Here is a 15,599-nt window from a genome sequence, read left to right on the forward strand (position 1 = left end):
CGCCTCGCGTGTCAGCCCTTGATCTCGATCTCGCCGTTCTTCGAGGTCGAGGAGCCCGTCTCCGGAGCGTCCGGGGACGTGGGAGCGGGCACCGTTCCCGTACGGCCCTTCAGGTTCTGGAGGAGGGACGCCAGGTCCACGCCCGTCGTCGAGCTGAGCAGTTCCATGCCCTGCGAGACGTTGTCGGTGACCGTACGGGCCAACTGGCTCGCGCCGTCCGTGGAGATGACCGTCATCTTGTCGATGGCGCTCAGCGGCTCGGAGGCCTTCGCCACGATGCTCGGGAGGACCTCGACCAGCATCTGGAGGACGGCCGCGTCGCCGTACTGCGCGAACGCGTCGGCCTTCTTCTGCATGGCCTCCGCCTCGGCGGCACCCTTGGCGGCGATCGACGCGGCCTCCGCCTCACCCTCGATGCGGACCGCGTCGGCCAGGGCCGAACGGTGCAGCTTCTCGCCCTGACCGGTCAGGCGCGAGCGCTCCGCGTCGGCCTCGGCCTCCTTGACCTGGGCGATGCGGCGGGCCTCCGCCTCCTGCTCGGCCTGGTAGCGGGCGGCGTCGGCGGGCTTACGGACCTTCGTGTCCAGCTCGCGGTCGGTCAGCGCGGCCTGGCGCTCGGCGACCTTCTCCTGCTCCTGGAGCACTTCCTGCTGGCGCGCGGCCTCGGCGAGCGGACCTGCGGCGTTGGCCTTGGCGGCCGCGGCTTCCGTCTCGGCCTTGATCTCGGCCTGCTTCAGGTAGTACGTCCGCTCGGCGATGGCGATCTCCTCGGCCGCCTTCAGCCGGGCCTGCTCCGAGGCCCGCCTCGCGATGGCCTCGGCGATGTCCGCCTCCTGCTTGGCGCGGGCTGCCTCCGGGCGGCCGAGGTCCTCCAGGTAGGAGCCCTCGGTGGTGATGTCCTGGATCTGGAAGGCGTCCAGGATCAGGCCCTGGCCGGAGAGGCTGGCCTCGGCCTCCTCCGCGACCTGCCCGGCGAACGCGGCCCGGTCCCGGATGATGTCCTCGACCGACATACGGCCGACGATCGCGCGGAGCGCGCCGGAGAGCACTTCCTGGGTGAAGCCGACGATGCCGTCCTGCTGCTGGAGGAAGCGCTGGGCCGCGGCGCGGATCGCGTCCTCGCTGCCGCCGACCTTGACGATCGCGACGCCTTCGAGGTTCGACTTGACGCCGCGCAGCGTCACCGCGCCGCGTACGGCGATCGGGATGTGTCGGCTGGACAGGTCGAGGGTGAACTTCTGCTGGACGAACGGCACGACGAAGACGCCGCCGCCCACGACGACCTTCTGGCCGCTGTTGTCGATGCTGGTCTGTCCGGTGACCGGATCCGTCGACTTCTTGCCGCGGCGGCCGGTGATGATGAACGCCTCGCTGGGCCCGGCCACCTTGTAGCGCGTGATGACGACGAGACCGAGCAGAACGAGGAGTACGACGATGCCGATGACGGCGATCACTACTGGACTCATGTGATGTGTCCCCCCTGCCTCCCGTGGGGGACGGCAGATTGTTGTGGAGCGTGGCGGTGCTGTGGAGTTGACCGGTGCGGTGTGCCGCGTAGCGGTGGGTCGTCCGGGTGGATCGGTGTGGGTGGGTGGTCAGCGCTCCACCGGGCGGACCGCGACCGATGTGGTCGACAGTGCCTCTTCCACCCAGATCTCGGTCCCGCGCGCGACGGGCGCGGCCGATTTGGCCGCGTACTTCACGGGCTGACCGCCCAGTCGCAGCAGCACCTCGCCGTAGCCCTCGGCCGGGATGGCCGTCACTACGGACCCCGAGGTGCCGATCAGGTCGGAGCCGCGCGGGGTGGTATGCGTCTGGTCGCGCATCAGGGCCTTGCTGAGTTTCCAGGTGAGCCAGGCCGCCACCAGGCCGGCGGCGACGCCGATGACCGTGGCCACGAGCATTCCGGCGCCCGTCGAGCCGAGCACGATCGCTCCGCCGAAGCCGAGCATCGAGATGAAGCCGGCGATCACCGGAAGCGACAGCAGCCCGTCGAAGAGGCCGTCGAGAACACCGTCGAAGAGCCCTTCGAGGATCCCCCCGAGGATCAGGGAGAGCGCGAGCAGCACGATCCCCGCAATGCCGAGACCGAGAAAGATGGTCACGCGATCACTCCCCTGTCGCTCCCGCTGTCGACTTTCCCCGAGCGTTTTCCGTCGATCTGGCTGGATGATCCCATACAGCACCCACTTCGGTCACTGCCGGATTCCGGCAATCTTTACGCGTCTTTGATGCCGGACAGATGGTCCGTGAGTGTGGTGAGCGACTGGAACGTCGCACCGAGCAGGGCCACGTGCTTCCAGCGCAGGACCCCGTCCGGGCCGATGAGGAAGACCGCCCGCCGCACCCCGATGCCCGGCGCGGAGACCCCGTACGCCCTGGCGGTCTCCCGGCCCTCGTCGGCCAGCAGCGGCATGCGCAGAGCGAAGGAGCGGGCGAACGACTCATGGCTGTCCACACCCTGTGGACTGATTCCCCAGACATCGGCGTCGAGGCCCTCGAAGGCCTCCATGCCCGAGGAGTACGAGCACAGCTGCTTCGTGCAGACGCTGGTCTTGTCACCCGGGTAGAACGCCAGCACCACGGACCGGCCTCGGGCGGACGACAGCCGGTAGTCGGCGCGCTCGAAGGCATCGCCCGCCAGGACTCCGCCCGGGAGGGTGAAGTCCGGTGCCGCACTGCCGAGTTGAGGGCCTGATGCCATGGAAGGCTCCTTCGCTGTCGTATACGGGGATGGCGTGGAGGCACGGATGGTTCCGCGACCGTGACCGTACAGTGGACGGCACTTGGACCCTGTGACGGTGGACGGCACTCCGCTCCCGTCGGCCCGGCGATCCGTACGCCCATCCGGCGCGGCCTCCGCGCCGAATACGGGGAGAGGGGCAGCGTGCCCCGCACCCGCACCTTGGAGGTACGCGTGGCCCAACGACCGCCTTCGGCAGCGGTTCTCGTTCTGCACGGGGGCCGTGAGACCGGCACCCAACCGCCGCCGTCGGGGCTGCTGAATCTGCCCGGTACCCGGATGCGCCCCTTCGTCCGAGCCGTCGCCCGGGCCGCCCGCGCGGCCGGCGAGGACATCCTGGTGGCGCAGGTGCGGTACACCCACCGGGGCTGGAACGGCTCCCGCGCGGACCCCTTCCACGACGCCGTGGCCGCCCTCGACGCACTGCGGGAGGAAGCGGGCGAGGAGCTGCCGGTGGTGCTCCTGGGCCACTCCATGGGGGCGCGCGCCGCCCTCCGCGCCGCCGGGCACCCGCTGGTGCGGGGCGTCGTCGGGCTCGCCCCCTGGTGTCCGCCGGGGGATCCGGTCACCCAGCTCGCGGGCCGTGACGTCGTCCTCGTCCACAGCAACCGGGATCGGATGACCAGCCCCCAGGCCACCCAGTCCCTCACCGCCCGGGCCCGTCGCGCCGGAGCCCGTAGCTGCATGGTCACCGTCCGGGGCGGTGACCACGCCATGATCCGCCGGGCCGCCGCCTGGCACCGGCTCACCACCGCGCTGGTCACCGGGCTGCTCGGTTCCGGCAGTCTGCCGGGCCCGGTCGGCGCGGCACTCGCCCTGCCGCCCACCGCCGAGGCCACCGAGGGCACCGTCGACCTGGACGCCGATCTCGGCCCCGGCCCCGGCCCGTTCCAGGACCGGACGGGCGCCACGCGCTGACCTCCCGTACTGCGGATGCGGTACGGGAGGGGGCGGCCGACGATGGAGCCGCCGGGGCCCGGATCGTGCCGGTGCCGGTGGGGCCGCCGCGCGGTACCGGGTCAGCCCAGTTCGAGGCTGGTGATGCCGTACAGGCCGCGTGGGTCGATGACCGGTTGTGGGCCGCTGTACATCCTCGCCGTGTCGAACGACGGGGTCAGGCCCAGCTCCTCGGCCAGCCGCACCGCCGCCGGGTTGACGTCGGGTACGTCGATGGCGACCGGGGTGTCCGGGGCGGTGGCCGCGAGCGCGCCGACCAGGGCCGCCGCCACGGCGGGGGACGCGGCGTACAGGGGGCCGATCCGGGACGCGGCGCGGCAGGCCCGCAGCACCGCGAGGCCCTGGAGCTCGCCGTCCCGGACCGCCGCCAGGGCCGTGCGCCCCGGAGCGGTGATCCAGGAGGCCAGGAAGGTGTCCCGCGCGGCCGGGAAGTAACGGCGGTCGTAGGCGGCGAGCAGGTCGAACGGCACGCTCCTGGCGTCCACCAGTTCGGTGCCCGGCGGCGGCGCGATGTCCTGCGGGGGCGGGGGCGTTCCCTCGAACCGTGCGTTGCTCCAGGAGGTACGGAATCCGGAGCGGCGGTAGTTGTCCTGTTGCGCGGGCACCCCGTCCAGTCCGACGGTGCGCCCGGCGAGCCGGGCGGTCCCGGCCTGCCAGGTCCGCAGCCCGTAGCCCTGTCCGCGCAGGTGGGGGCGGGTCAGATAGAAGCCCAGGAAGCCGTGGTCGCTGCCGTAACGGACGACGGAGACGGAGGTGACCGGTTCGCCGTCCAGCCGGCCGAACAGGAAGCCGCCGGGGTCGGTCGCGAAGAACACCCCGCCGTCGTACAGGCCCGGGTTCCAGCTCTCCTCGTGGGCCCAGTCGCCCAGCGTCACGATGTCCTCGGCACGGGCCGCGGTGATCTCGAAAGGTTTCGGCACGGCACAGTCGTACCCCGACGAGTGGCTGTTCAGTGACCGGGGCCGGGGCGATTTCCGGCCTTTCGGGCTGAGCCGGCGGGTGGTCGGTCCTCAGGCCGCTTCCGGGCCCTCCCGGCGTCGGGCGCGCAGTTGCCGCAGGACGAGGGCGGCCGAGGTGATCAGCGGCAGCAGCCCCGCCACCGCGTCGGCGGTGTTCAGCCCGTCGTGCGTGCCCTTGGCCCGGCGGACCTGCTTGGACGCCCTGATGACCGCGAGCGCGCTGCCGCCCAAGCTCAGCACGAGCCCGGCCTTGCTGCCGCGCAGGCCCTTGGCGGGCGCGGACCGGTTCTTCGCCATCGGAGGTACCTCCAGCCTGCGGGCCGTCCCGTTCGCGGGCGTGCCCTCCCCGTACACGTAACCGGGTGTCCGCCGCCCCCGCAATCGGGACGGCCGCGAGGCACCGAGCCGACCCCGTCCCGGGCGCCCTCAGGCGAACCCGTACGCCACCGTCGTCGCCGCGCCCAGGCCCGCGCCCGCCACGGTCTGGGCGACGGTGTGGTAGCCGAGGGCGACCCGGGACCAGCAGACCGCCGCGGTCAGCGTGTACGCGGCGATCCACCAGGGGGAGTGCACGACGGCGAGGAGGGAGACGGACGCCGAGGCCACCGCCGAGTCGACCGAGATCTTCCACACCGTGTTGACGGCCAGCAGGCCGATCGTCATCACCCACAGCGCGAGCATCGCGACGAGGATGCCGGTGGGCGCGTTCCCCAGCACCATCACCACCGAGCCGGCGCCGATCGAGCCCAGGATCACGAAGAAGATCGGTGCCCGCTTGGTGCGGTCCACCACATGGCGGTCGCCCCAGGTGCCGCGCCCGCGCTCCCACTCGATGTACCCCGCCGGGATCAGCCCGGCGCAGAGCGCCCCGAGGAAACCCCAGAGCAGCCCCGACCAGTCGCCCGCCGCCGCCAGGCCGATGCCGAGCATGCCCGCCAGCAGGGCGTTGCGCGGCTGGAGGACGTCGGTGACAGCGCGTGCCACGGACGCGGTCCGGGCGGAGGCGGTGGGGATTCCCTCGCCGGTCGTGGTGCCGGTCATGCGCTCTTCTCCGTCGTGCGGGTGGTCTCGGCCGTCGCCGCCACGAGGACCGCGCGGGCGCACTCCTCGCCGACCGTCCGGTACGCGGCGGCGACCCGGACCAGCCGGGCCACCTCGCCGTCCTGGTCCGCCGCGTGCTGGGCGGCGACCGTCGCGGCGCCCCCGGCGGGCGCGCCGGAGTCCTTCGCGAGCAGGGCGGCCCGGATCCAGTAGGCGTCGGTGAGGGACTCGGCCCGGCGCGGGTCGTCCGTGTCGCGGGCGGCGGCCCGTTCGGCGGCGACGAGCAGCCCGTCGGGCACGTAGTGGCGCAGCTTCTCGGCCGCGTCCGCGATGTCGGCGGCCCAGCGGTCCACCCGTAGGTCGGCCGGGACGTTGAACCGGGTCAGCTCGCGGGCCAGCGAGGCGGGCGGGTCGAACGGCTGGTCCGGGAACGCCGCCATCAGCTCGTACCAGAGGGCGTGCAGCCGGACCTGGGCCCGCCACAGTCGGGCCCGGCGGGCGCCGGCCGCGAAGGCGGGGACGGACGCGCCGAGGGCGAAGAAGGCGAACAGCACCAGTTGCGCGGCCTCGGTGACCTGGTCGAACCGCAGGGCGAACGCCTCGCTCGGCTCGTCCACCACGCTGATCCACAGGAAGAGGGTGCGGCTGACGGTGTAGCCGACGCCGATGAACATCGCGAACGTCATCATCCCGAGCCCGATGCGCAGATGGCGCCGCCGGGTGTCGAGGGTGGCCAGCGCCCACTGGAAGGCGCACACGGCGGACGCGGCCCCGAGGTAGAGGTAGAAGACGCTCATGTAGAGCGTGGCGCCCCACTCGCCCGCGTGGTCGGAGACGAAGCGGTCCGAGGGCTCGGAGCGGTCGACGACGGTGAAGAAGAGGACGGTCAGCAGGATCAGGGTGGCGACGGAGGCCTTGGCCGCCAGCTTCTGGACGAACTGCGCGAACCGTACGTGGCGGGGGACCTCGCCCGCCTCGGGGTAGCTGCCGTAGATGGCCACGATGTAGCTGAGGATGGCCAGAATTGCCACCGTGGCGGTGTAGTGCTTGATGAGGACGGCGAGGTCGGTGACGGCGCTGTTGTTGAGGCCGATGCGCACGACCTCGGTCTTCGTCCACAGCGCGATGGCGAATCCGGCGTAGCAGCCCCACAGGGCCCGGCGTCTGCGGTCCTCCTCGTCGCCGCACAGGGCGGCGGGCATACGCCACAGGGCAACGGCCGTCATCAGGCCGGCTATCAGGTAGCCGGCGAGATCGAGGGGGGTCACGGCGGTGTTCGTCCTCGGGGTCGGGGGCGGGGTCGGGGTACTGGAGCGCGGGTGGGGCGGTGGCACGTGTCAGATGTCGCTGGGCCGTCTTCCGGGGAAGAGGCCACGCCGTCGGCGGGCCACCGGGCGGGACAGGGAGTTGTCCAGGCGCCCCACCATGTCATCGGTGGTGAGGTCCCGCGCCATCCGGGGGATCAGGGAGGCACCGAATTCGGCCATGCGTTCGTCATGGGTCGCGTACTGCGCCCGGGCCTGGACGGTGCCGCCGCCGGAGGCGAAGGTCGCGGCGGCGGCCGGGGAGATCATCCGGGCGATCAGCGAGGTGTCGAAGACCGGGAGGAGCGTGCGGAGTTGTTCCGCGTCGAGCGTCGTCCCGTGGTCGAACCACTCGTGGCACAGCTCGTGCAGGATCACATGCTGCGTCTGGTACGCGGTCGGCCTGCGGCGGTAGAGGACGAGGCTGGTGCCGCCCGCTTTCAGACGCAGCCCGCAGGCGGCGTTGACGCGGGCGAGGCGGTCCGGCATCTCGTGCAGCCGGATCGTGCGCCCGCTCGCCTCCTCCATGTTGGCGACGAGCCCGTCCAGGGTGAAGGGAACCGGGATGGGCAGGTCGGCGAGCCCGGCCTCGCACTCTTTCCGCAGTTTCCGCAGGGACATGGCCAAGACGCTACGCCGTCGGACCCGCTGGGCGGTGGTCGAGGGCGGAATCCAGGCCGCCGCTTCCTCCCCCCGGGCCGTCCTTCTCCCGGGTCGCGTCCTCCAGCAGCGACAGGGCGAACCGCAGCAGCTCCGGCGGGAGCCCGTCGTCGTCCAGACCCCGGCCGGCCAGGCCGCTGATCTCCCCGGTGCGCCGCTTGGCCAGGAACTGGAGTCCGGCGACGACGTCGTCGACGACCTCGGACTCCTCCTTGAAGAAGCGCCAGTCCACGCCGAAGCCCAGGCCGAGGGCTTTGAGGATGTCCTCGGACGGCTGGGTGACCTTGCCGGCCAGGATGTTGGAGAAGTAGCTGTGCGACAGCGAGCCGCCGCGGTCGCGGACCAGCTCGGCGAAGACCCGGCCCGAGATCTTCTGTCCGGGGAAGGTCTTCTCGACCATGTACTCGACTTTTTCCCGCAGCGAGTCGAGGCGGGGAAGCTCGTCCGGACCGGGGGGCTCGACGGGTTCCGGGCCGCGTTCGCCGCCGTCGTCCATGGCCATCCGGGCCTCCACGATCACCTCGGAGTCGGAACTGAGCTTGCGCAAACACTCTACGTCACTGTTAACTCGAAAAAACACGGGCAGGGGACCGCGAGGGGAGTCCCTTGCCCGTGAGTGATCCTGTGCCCCGCGACGCCCGGAACAGGGCTCCGGACAGGGGTGTAGCCCTTCACGACGGGGGATGCGTGAAGGGCTACGCGTGCATTATGGCCCCGCGGTCCTCCCGACGACAACTGACGGGTCGGTCAGTGAGCCGCAGGGGTGGACCCGCCGCGCCCTTCCCGGTGGCCCAAATCTGTTCCAGTCGCGATAGACATGGCCTTGCCGGGCGATTAGGCTTTCTTGTGCAGTCACGTGAATCAGTGGTACGCAGCAGAGGCGCACCCCGCAGGCGTACGGCGCCCGGCTCCTCCGGTCGCGCGTGACGGAAGAGGTGCAGATGCCCCCGGAGACCCCCTCGCACGCCACCGACCGGCTCGACGACGACGATTACCCCGCCTACACGATGGGGCGAGCCGCGGAGATGATCGGCGCGACGCCGGGGTTCCTCCGGGCCATCGGCGAGGCCCGGCTGATCACCCCGCTGCGGTCCGAGGGCGGCCACCGCCGTTACTCCCGCTACCAGTTGCGCATCGCCGCCCGCGCCCGCGACCTGGTAGGCGCCGGCACGCCCATCGAGGCCGCCTGCCGCATCGTCATCCTGGAGGACCAGCTGGAGGAGGCGCTGCGCCTCAACGAGGAGCTGCGCGGCCGGTCCGCCCGCTCCGGCGGTCCCGCCGACCGCTGAGCGCCGCCGCGCCGACACCGCGCGCCGGACCCCGGCCCGCTCCGCCGCTCCGTGCGCCGGGTCCTGCGCGGCCCCGAAGATATCTGCATTCGTCAGCATAGAATTTCGCGCAATGTGCGATGAGGCTTTTCTCTTCCGATCTGTTCCGACGCGGCCGGTGATATTAGGCACCCGCCTCTCCCGGCCCCATCGTGCTACTGTTGATCTCAGTTGCAGTTGTGGTTCCCAAAAACTTCAAGTGCTCTTGCCGGTCGGATGTCGGTAGGCGCACTTTTGTATTTCCGGTGTTCTTCCGGACGGGGTAATCATCGCGGCGACGTGGGGTCCGCACAGTGTGGGCCCGCGGGCTCTGCCCCTAAGGAGATATGACATGGCTACTGGCACCGTGAAGTGGTTCAACGCAGAAAAGGGCTTCGGCTTCATCGAGCAGGACGGCGGCGGCGCCGACGTCTTCGCCCACTACTCCAACATCGCCGCCTCCGGCTTCCGCGAGCTGCAGGAGGGCCAGAAGGTGAACTTCGACGTCACGCAGGGCCAGAAGGGCCCGCAGGCCGAGAACATCACCCCCGCCTGATCACTCAGGTAGTACTGCGCAGCTGGGGCCCGCACCTTGGGGTGCGGGCCCCAGCTCGTTGTCGTTTCCGGGGCCCGTTCCGCGCGCCCCCCGACGAAGCCGCGTCCGGTGCACTGTTTCCCGGCGGCCGGGCTTCGTTTTCTTTTGTCATTTCATCGGCTCGTTCTTGCGATTCTGGGTGCCGTTCACGGTCGCTTCCCGAAAAAGAATCCCTCGATACGTGCCCCATCGAGGAAAGGTTCTGGATGAACCGCGAACGCACGCCCCGCTCGAACGACCGATTCTCCCGCACCCGCTCCGGCGGTGGCGCCCCCCGCTACTCCGGTGGCGGCGGCGAGCGCCGCGCCGCGGGCTTCGGCGGCGGACCCAAGCGCTCCGGCGGCTCCGGCCGGTCCGGCGGCTACGGCCGCCGCTCCGCCTCCGGCCTCAAGGGCGAGTTCGCCCTGCCGGTGACCGTCACCCCGGCCCTCCCCGCCACCGAGACCTTCGGCGAGCTGGAGATGCCCGCACCGCTGAAGGCGGCGCTGGTCGCCGAGGGCATGACCGTGCCCTTCCCGATCCAGGCGGCCACCCTGCCGAACTCGCTGGCCGGCCGGGACGTCCTGGGCCGCGGCCGCACCGGCTCGGGCAAGACGCTCGCCTTCGGCCTCGCGCTGCTGGCCCGCACCGCCGGCCGCCGCGCCGACGCCAAGCGCCCGCTCGCCCTGGTCCTCGTCCCCACCCGGGAGCTGGCCCAGCAGGTCACCGACGCGCTCACCCCGTACGCCCGGTCGCTGAAGCTGCGCATCGCCACCGTCGTCGGCGGCATGTCCATCGGCCGCCAGGCCAGCGCGCTGCGCGGTGGCTCCGAGGTCGTCGTCGCGACGCCGGGCCGCCTCAAGGACCTGATCGAGCGCGGCGACTGCCGCCTGGACCGCGTCACCATCACCGTCCTCGACGAGGCCGACCAGATGGCCGACATGGGCTTCATGCCGCAGGTCACCGAGCTGCTCGACCAGGTCAACCCGGACGGGCAGCGGATGCTCTTCTCGGCCACCCTGGACCGCAACGTCGACCTGCTGGTGCGGACCTATCTGAAGGACCCGGTCGTGCACTCCGTCGACCCGGCCGCCGGCGCCGTCACGACGATGGAGCACCACGTCCTGTACGTCCAGGGCGCGGACAAGTACGCCACCACGACGGAGATCGCGGCCCGCGACGGCCGCGTGATCATGTTCCTGGACACCAAGCACGCGGTGGACAAGCTCACCGACCACCTGCTGCACAGCGGGGTCCGGGCCGCGGCGCTGCACGGGGGCAAGTCCCAGCCGCAGCGCACCCGCACCCTGGAGCGCTTCAAGACCGGGCACGTCACGGTGCTGGTCGCCACCAACGTCGCGGCGCGCGGCATCCACGTCGACAACCTCGACCTGGTCGTCAACGTGGACCCGCCGAGCGATCACAAGGACTACCTGCACCGCGGCGGCCGTACCGCCCGCGCCGGGGAGTCCGGCAGCGTCGTCACGCTGGTGCTGCCGAACCAGCGCCGCGAGATGACCCGGCTGATGGCGGATGCCGGGATCACCCCGCAGATCGCCCAGGTCCGCTCCGGCGAGGCCGAGCTGAGCCGGATCACCGGTGCGCAGGCGCCCTCCGGCGTCCCGGTCGTCATCTCCGCCCCGGCCAAGGAGCGTGGCAGCAGCCGCGGCGGCGCGTTCATGGGCCGCGGCACCAAGCGCGGCGGCAGCGGGGCTCCGGCCCGTGGCCGTCGTCCCGGTGTGCCGACGCCCGAGGCCCGTGCGGCCGCCACGCAGCGCCGGAACAACCGCGCCGCGTGAATCCGGGCGGCCGACGGTCCGCCGCCGGCCACCCCGCACGCCCGGCGAACCCTCCGGCGCGTGCACCGAGCCCCTCGTCCGGGCTCCTTCACGTCCCCTCCGTGCACCCGACACGTCCCCGTGCACTCGACCCCAGTTGAGGAACCATGCGCTGTGTCATCGCCCGCTTCCCGTTCGATCTGTTCAAGAACGAGGTGGAGGACTCGATGAAGGGCATCAAGCCCGAACCCGTCACCGGCGACGCGGTGGTCATCAGCCGCCGTGTCTACCCCGTCAAGCAGGTAGGAGAGGTCATCACCCGGCAGGACCGGCGGGACTTCAGCTCCGCCGAGGTGGTCCGGGCGCTGTCCAAGCTCGGCTTCACCTGCCGTACCGCAGAGTCGGCCGTGCCCGCGCCGGCCCCCGCCCGTACCCCGCTGGAGACGGCCTCCGCGCTCCTGGGCACTCCGGCGGAGACGCGGAGCGAGGCTCCCGGAGCGGTCTCCGTACCCCGGGCCGACGGGGTCTGAGACCTGCTTCCCGGCCCCGCGACGCCGTGTTCGGGCGTCGCGGGGCATGCGATGATCACCGCCATGATGAGGAAGCTGACCGCGTTAGGCGTGACAGTGGTGGCGTTCGCGCTGCCCGCCACCGCCGCGCACGCCGACGAAACGCACACCGACGCTCACAACGGCCCGCAGGTGGCCCTGATCTCGACGGGCCAGATCGACGATCCGCTGGAGGACGTCCTGGAGCACGTCTCGGTCCTCGGCGACAACATCATCGTGGACTGAACCTCCCCCTGCCCCCCGGCCGTTCGGCGTCCGAGGACGTGCGGGCGGCCGGTGGTCTCTGCCGGGCCCACTCCATGCGCGGCTCCAGCAGCGGACGCAGCAGCCACCGGACCGGGGGCGTGCACAGCAGGGTCATGATGACGACCGCGCCCAGGGTGACGGCGACCGTGCCCATCGTGGTGTCGAAGAACGGGTCGTCGTAGAAGCCGCCGTACCTCAGGCCCCGCGCGACGAAGCCGTGGAGCAGATACCCGTACAGCGTGCAGGTGCCGAGCGTGGTCATCCAGCTGCGGCCCTTGGGCACCCAGGCGAGGAAGCACGCGCCCAGCACGATCGCGGCCACGAACAGCAGGAGCGTGGTGGTCGGGCCCGTCCACTGGGAGACGCTCAGCTCCTCGGTGCTGTTCTTCCGGAAGAACCACGAGGTCGAGGTCCGGGGCACCAGCCAGTACGCCAGCAGCATCCCGGCCACGAACACCGGCACCGAGACGACCCGCACCCAGGTGGAGCGGAGAGCCGTGAAGTGCTCCGGGCGCAGCCGCAGGCCGAGGACGTAGAACGGCAGGAACTGCAGGATGCGCTGGATCTGCAGGCTTCCGTCAGCGGCCGGCGACACCGTCGCCAGGGCGGCGATGGCGAGGGAGACCAGCACCGGGAAGCGCACGGTCTGCCACAGCGGGGTGGACAGCCGCCAGAGGAACAGGGCGGGCAGGAACCACAGCAGCCAGTAGGGCTCCAGCAGCGAGAGGGCGAAGTCCGGATCGCGCGTGGTCCGGTGGAAGAGCGTGTACAGGATCTCCAGCAGGACGTAGGGCACCAGCAGACTGGTGACCAGTTTCCACACCCGGTCCGGCCGCAGTTCGAAGTTCCGCGAGAAGTAGCCCGCGATCAGGATGAACACCGGCATGTGGAACGTGTAGACGAAGGTGTACGCGGCTTCCACGAGGCGGCCGGGGGGCAGGGGCTCCCACGCGTGTCCGATCGCCACCAGCACGATCGCCAGGTACTTCGCGTTGTCGAAGAAGTGGTCACGGCCGTCGGGCGGTGCTTTTCCGGTCGCCGGGGTGCCGGCAGCGGCGGTGGGGCGCGGCTGCTCGGTGGTGAGGGGGGAGAGCATCCTGACACCCTAGAACGCGGAGGCGTTCCTTCCGTCCACTGTGGTGCTCGTCACTTTCGCCCGGCCCGCCCGGGCGGCTCCGCGCCCCCCTCGGCGTCCAGGTGCGGCAGGATCCGGTCCAGCGGGCCCGGGATCCACCAGGCGGCCCGGCCCAGCAGGGTCATCACCGCGGGGACCAGCAGCAGCCGTACGACGGTGGCGTCGATGAGCACGCTGGCGGCCAGCCCGAGTCCCAGCATCTTCACGACGATGTTGTCGCTGATGACGAACGCGGCGAAGACGCTGACCATGATGAGCGCCGCGCAGGTGATGACCCGGGCGGTGATCTCCAGCGCGTGAGCCACGCTCGCGCGCGGATCCCCGGTGCGCACCCAGGCCTCGTGGATCCGGGACAGCAGGAAGATCTCGTAGTCCATGCTCAGCCCGAAGACGATCGCGAACATCATCATCGGGACGTAGCTCTCGATCGGGACGTCTCCCGACACCCCCAGGGCCGGGCCGCCCCAGCCCCACTGGAAGACGGCCACCACGACCCCGTAGGAGGCGGCGATCGACAGGACGTTGAGCACGGCGGCCTTCACCGCGACGAGCAGGCCCCGGAAGACGGCGAGGATCACCAGGAACGCCAGGCCCACGACGACCGCGATGATCAGCGGCAGCCTGCTGGAGACGATGTCCAGGAAGTCGACCTGGGCGGCGGTCGTGCCGGTGACGTACGTGCTCGCGGCGGTGCCGGCGACGGCCTTCGGCAGCACGTCGTCGGTGAGCCGGTTCGTCAGGGAGGTGGTCCGCCCGTCCTGCGGGGCGGCCACCGAGTAGGCGGTGGCGGTCAGCACGTCGCCGTCCGAGGTGGCGGTCAGCGGGGTGATCACCTGCGCGTCCTGGACGCCCGTCAGCGCCTTCTGCGCCTGGTCGGCGAGGGCGGAGCGGTCGGAGGAGGGCACCTTGCTCTGGTCGATGACCAGGGTCAGCGGGCCGTTGGAGCCGGGGCCGAAGGCGGTGGACATCAGGTCGAAGGCGCGCCGGTCGGTGAACGACTTCGGGTCGGCGCCGTCGCCGATGTGGCCGAGCTGGATGAAGAGGACGGGGAAGGACAGGACGGCCAGCACCACCACCCCGCCGGCCAGGAACCACCAGGGCCGCCGCTCCACCCGCTGCGCGTACCGGTGCCAGCCGCCGGGCTCCGCGCCGTTCTTGCCGTCCTCGCCGTCCTCGCCGTCCTTCGCGGGGACGGTCTCGGCCACCGGTTTCCGTACGCGCACCCGGTCGATGCGGCGGCCGATCAGCCCGAGGACCGCCGGGACGAGGGTGAGGGCGCCGATCACCGCGGTGACGACGGTGACCGCCGCGGCCAGGCCGAGCTTGCCGATGAACCCGATGCCGGAGACCCACAGGCCCGACAGCGCGATGATCACCGTGCAGCCGGAGAGCAGTACCGCGTGCCCGCTGGTGGCGGCGGCGTTCCCGGCGGCTCTCACCGGATCCTGGCCGTCGACCAGGTTCTGCCGGTGCCGGGTGACCAGGAAGAGGGCGTAGTCGATGCCGACGCCGATACCGATCATCGTGGCGAGCGTCGGGGACACGGTCGCGAAGGTCGCGGCGGCGGCCAGCAGCCCCAGCAGCGCGAGACCGCACAGGGCGCAGACCAGCGCGGTGACCAGCGGCAGCACGGCGGCCAGCAGACTGCCGAAGCCGATCAGCAGGACCACGATCGCCACCCCGAAGCCGATCGCCTCGCTGGTGCGGTCGCCCGGCTCGGGACGGGCCAGCTCGCCGAGGGACCCGCCGTACTCCACCGTCGCCCCGGCCGACCGCAGCGGCTGCACCGCCTTGTCGACCCCGTCCAGATAGGACGGGTCGAAGGTGGAGGGCTGCACGCTGAAGCGGACGGTGATGTAGGCCGTCTTCTGGTCCGTGGAGAGCGGCCCCGTGTTCGGGTCCGGCGCCGGGGGCGGGGTGGAGCCGGCCGGCGGCAGCGGGTTCTGCGCGGACAGCACGTCGGGGAGTTTCTGGAGGTCGGAGACGGCCGTGGCGACCTGGTCGGAGAGGGAGGTGAGCGGTTTGTCCGCGTCGTGCAGCACCACCTGCGCGCTGTAGCCGCCCGCCTGTGGCGCATGCGCCTTCAGTACGTCGAGGCCTTCCTGGGACTGGGTGCCGGGCAGCGAGAAGTCGTCGGAGTAGTCGCCGCCGTACGCGTGCTGGAGCACCTGGAGCCCGGCGAGTGCGGCCACCCACAGGACGAGGACGGTGACGAAGTGCCGGGCGCACCACTCGCCGGTGCGGCGCAGCGCTCCCCGGCGGCGCGGGGCGGCCGTCCCGTCCGTGCGGGCCTGTGACGACGGCATGCGGTTCTCCTGCCTTCCGC

17 protein-coding genes are annotated in these 15,599 nt (G+C 71.5%); 6 read left to right on the forward strand and 11 right to left on the reverse strand.

The window, feature by feature from the left end; translation table 11 throughout:
• Positions 1-11: 11 nt before the first annotated feature.
• From ACZ60Q_RS08810 to ACZ60Q_RS08820, 3 genes are all read right to left on the reverse strand, one after another.
• Positions 12-1,466, reverse strand: coding sequence for a flotillin family protein (locus ACZ60Q_RS08810; protein WP_469630376.1), 1,455 nt, complete (start codon positions 1,464-1,466; stop codon positions 12-14).
• Between the two features lie 129 nt (positions 1,467-1,595).
• The gene (locus tag ACZ60Q_RS08815; RefSeq protein ID WP_469630379.1) at positions 1,596-2,105 is read right to left on the reverse strand and encodes a hypothetical protein; all 510 of its coding nucleotides are present in this window, start codon (positions 2,103-2,105) and stop codon (positions 1,596-1,598) included.
• 113 nt (positions 2,106-2,218) lie between these two features.
• Complete coding sequence (locus ACZ60Q_RS08820; protein WP_469630382.1) at positions 2,219-2,704, reverse strand: peroxiredoxin; 486 nt, start codon at positions 2,702-2,704, stop codon at positions 2,219-2,221.
• Between the two features lie 213 nt (positions 2,705-2,917).
• Between ACZ60Q_RS08820 and ACZ60Q_RS08825 the strand changes: the two genes are divergently transcribed.
• Positions 2,918-3,661 (forward strand): alpha/beta fold hydrolase, encoded by a 744-nt coding sequence (locus tag ACZ60Q_RS08825; protein WP_469630385.1) that lies wholly within the window; start codon positions 2,918-2,920, stop codon positions 3,659-3,661.
• A 101-nt stretch (positions 3,662-3,762) separates the two neighbouring features.
• Here ACZ60Q_RS08825 and ACZ60Q_RS08830 read toward each other — a convergent pair whose 3' ends face one another.
• From ACZ60Q_RS08830 to ACZ60Q_RS08855, 6 genes are all read right to left on the reverse strand, one after another.
• Positions 3,763-4,620: a GNAT family N-acetyltransferase gene (locus ACZ60Q_RS08830; RefSeq protein WP_469630388.1), complete on the reverse strand. Its 858-nt coding sequence runs from the start codon at positions 4,618-4,620 to the stop codon at positions 3,763-3,765.
• A gap of 90 nt (positions 4,621-4,710) precedes the next feature.
• Positions 4,711-4,956 carry a hypothetical protein gene (locus ACZ60Q_RS08835; RefSeq protein WP_469630390.1) on the reverse strand — a complete coding sequence of 82 codons (246 nt, stop codon included), beginning with the start codon at positions 4,954-4,956 and terminating at the stop codon, positions 4,711-4,713.
• Positions 4,957-5,085: 129 nt separating this feature from the next.
• Positions 5,086-5,700 carry a hypothetical protein gene (locus tag ACZ60Q_RS08840; protein WP_469630393.1) on the reverse strand — a complete coding sequence of 205 codons (615 nt, stop codon included), beginning with the start codon at positions 5,698-5,700 and terminating at the stop codon, positions 5,086-5,088.
• Entirely contained in the window at positions 5,697-6,968 is a 1,272-nt protein-coding gene (locus ACZ60Q_RS08845) for an MAB_1171c family putative transporter (RefSeq protein ID WP_469630395.1), read from the reverse strand. Before ACZ60Q_RS08845 ends, ACZ60Q_RS08840 begins: the two co-directional genes overlap by 4 nt.
• A 69-nt stretch (positions 6,969-7,037) precedes the next feature.
• A complete protein-coding gene (locus tag ACZ60Q_RS08850) occupies positions 7,038-7,625 on the reverse strand; it encodes a toxin (RefSeq protein ID WP_469630398.1) in 588 nt (195 codons plus the stop codon).
• A gap of 10 nt (positions 7,626-7,635) precedes the next feature.
• Complete coding sequence (locus tag ACZ60Q_RS08855) at positions 7,636-8,211, reverse strand: hypothetical protein (protein ID WP_469630400.1); 576 nt, start codon at positions 8,209-8,211, stop codon at positions 7,636-7,638.
• 394 nt (positions 8,212-8,605) lie between these two features.
• On the opposite strand from ACZ60Q_RS08855, the gene ACZ60Q_RS08860 reads away from it, so the two are divergent.
• The 5 genes from ACZ60Q_RS08860 to ACZ60Q_RS08880 all read left to right on the forward strand — a co-directional run bounded on the left by ACZ60Q_RS08860 (position 8,606) and on the right by ACZ60Q_RS08880 (position 12,117).
• Positions 8,606-8,953 (forward strand): MerR family transcriptional regulator, encoded by a 348-nt coding sequence (locus ACZ60Q_RS08860; RefSeq protein WP_469630402.1) that lies wholly within the window; start codon positions 8,606-8,608, stop codon positions 8,951-8,953.
• Positions 8,954-9,323: 370 nt separating this feature from the next.
• Complete coding sequence (locus tag ACZ60Q_RS08865; RefSeq protein ID WP_015609674.1) at positions 9,324-9,527, forward strand: cold-shock protein; 204 nt, start codon at positions 9,324-9,326, stop codon at positions 9,525-9,527.
• A gap of 245 nt (positions 9,528-9,772) precedes the next feature.
• The gene (locus tag ACZ60Q_RS08870) at positions 9,773-11,344 is read left to right on the forward strand and encodes a DEAD/DEAH box helicase (protein ID WP_469630405.1); all 1,572 of its coding nucleotides are present in this window, start codon (positions 9,773-9,775) and stop codon (positions 11,342-11,344) included.
• Between the two features lie 146 nt (positions 11,345-11,490).
• Complete coding sequence (locus tag ACZ60Q_RS08875; RefSeq protein WP_469630408.1) at positions 11,491-11,853, forward strand: SCO5918 family protein; 363 nt, start codon at positions 11,491-11,493, stop codon at positions 11,851-11,853.
• Between the two features lie 63 nt (positions 11,854-11,916).
• Positions 11,917-12,117: a hypothetical protein gene (locus tag ACZ60Q_RS08880; protein ID WP_469630411.1), complete on the forward strand. Its 201-nt coding sequence runs from the start codon at positions 11,917-11,919 to the stop codon at positions 12,115-12,117.
• Here ACZ60Q_RS08880 and ACZ60Q_RS08885 read toward each other — a convergent pair.
• Both ACZ60Q_RS08885 and ACZ60Q_RS08890 read right to left on the reverse strand, forming a co-directional pair.
• Positions 12,104-13,234, reverse strand: coding sequence for an acyltransferase family protein (locus ACZ60Q_RS08885; protein WP_469630414.1), 1,131 nt, complete (start codon positions 13,232-13,234; stop codon positions 12,104-12,106). The genes ACZ60Q_RS08880 and ACZ60Q_RS08885 overlap by 14 nt on opposite strands.
• A gap of 50 nt (positions 13,235-13,284) precedes the next feature.
• Positions 13,285-15,579, reverse strand: a complete 2,295-nt coding sequence (locus tag ACZ60Q_RS08890; RefSeq protein WP_469630416.1) for an MMPL family transporter — start codon at positions 15,577-15,579, stop codon at positions 13,285-13,287.
• Between the last annotated feature and the right edge of the window lie 20 nt (positions 15,580-15,599).

Source organism: Streptomyces sp. NPDC104313 (assembly GCF_055583985.1).

Excerpts from the sequence above, each read along its gene's own strand:
- ACZ60Q_RS08810 (WP_469630376.1), bottom strand. The coding sequence starts at position 1,466 with ATGAGTCCAGTAGTGATCGCCGTCATCGGCATCGTCGTACTCCTCGTT.
- ACZ60Q_RS08820 (WP_469630382.1), bottom strand. The coding sequence starts at position 2,704 with ATGGCATCAGGCCCTCAACTCGGCAGTGCGGCACCGGACTTCACCCTC.
- ACZ60Q_RS08835 (WP_469630390.1), bottom strand. The coding sequence starts at position 4,956 with ATGGCGAAGAACCGGTCCGCGCCCGCCAAGGGCCTGCGCGGCAGCAAG.
- ACZ60Q_RS08840 (WP_469630393.1), bottom strand. The coding sequence starts at position 5,700 with ATGACCGGCACCACGACCGGCGAGGGAATCCCCACCGCCTCCGCCCGG.
- ACZ60Q_RS08850 (WP_469630398.1), bottom strand. The coding sequence starts at position 7,625 with ATGTCCCTGCGGAAACTGCGGAAAGAGTGCGAGGCCGGGCTCGCCGAC.
- ACZ60Q_RS08860 (WP_469630402.1), top strand. The coding sequence starts at position 8,606 with ATGCCCCCGGAGACCCCCTCGCACGCCACCGACCGGCTCGACGACGAC.
- ACZ60Q_RS08865 (WP_015609674.1), top strand. The coding sequence starts at position 9,324 with ATGGCTACTGGCACCGTGAAGTGGTTCAACGCAGAAAAGGGCTTCGGC.
- ACZ60Q_RS08870 (WP_469630405.1), top strand. The coding sequence starts at position 9,773 with ATGAACCGCGAACGCACGCCCCGCTCGAACGACCGATTCTCCCGCACC.
- ACZ60Q_RS08875 (WP_469630408.1), top strand. The coding sequence starts at position 11,491 with ATGCGCTGTGTCATCGCCCGCTTCCCGTTCGATCTGTTCAAGAACGAG.
- ACZ60Q_RS08880 (WP_469630411.1), top strand. The coding sequence starts at position 11,917 with ATGATGAGGAAGCTGACCGCGTTAGGCGTGACAGTGGTGGCGTTCGCG.
- ACZ60Q_RS08885 (WP_469630414.1), bottom strand. The coding sequence starts at position 13,234 with ATGCTCTCCCCCCTCACCACCGAGCAGCCGCGCCCCACCGCCGCTGCC.
- ACZ60Q_RS08890 (WP_469630416.1), bottom strand. The coding sequence starts at position 15,579 with ATGCCGTCGTCACAGGCCCGCACGGACGGGACGGCCGCCCCGCGCCGC.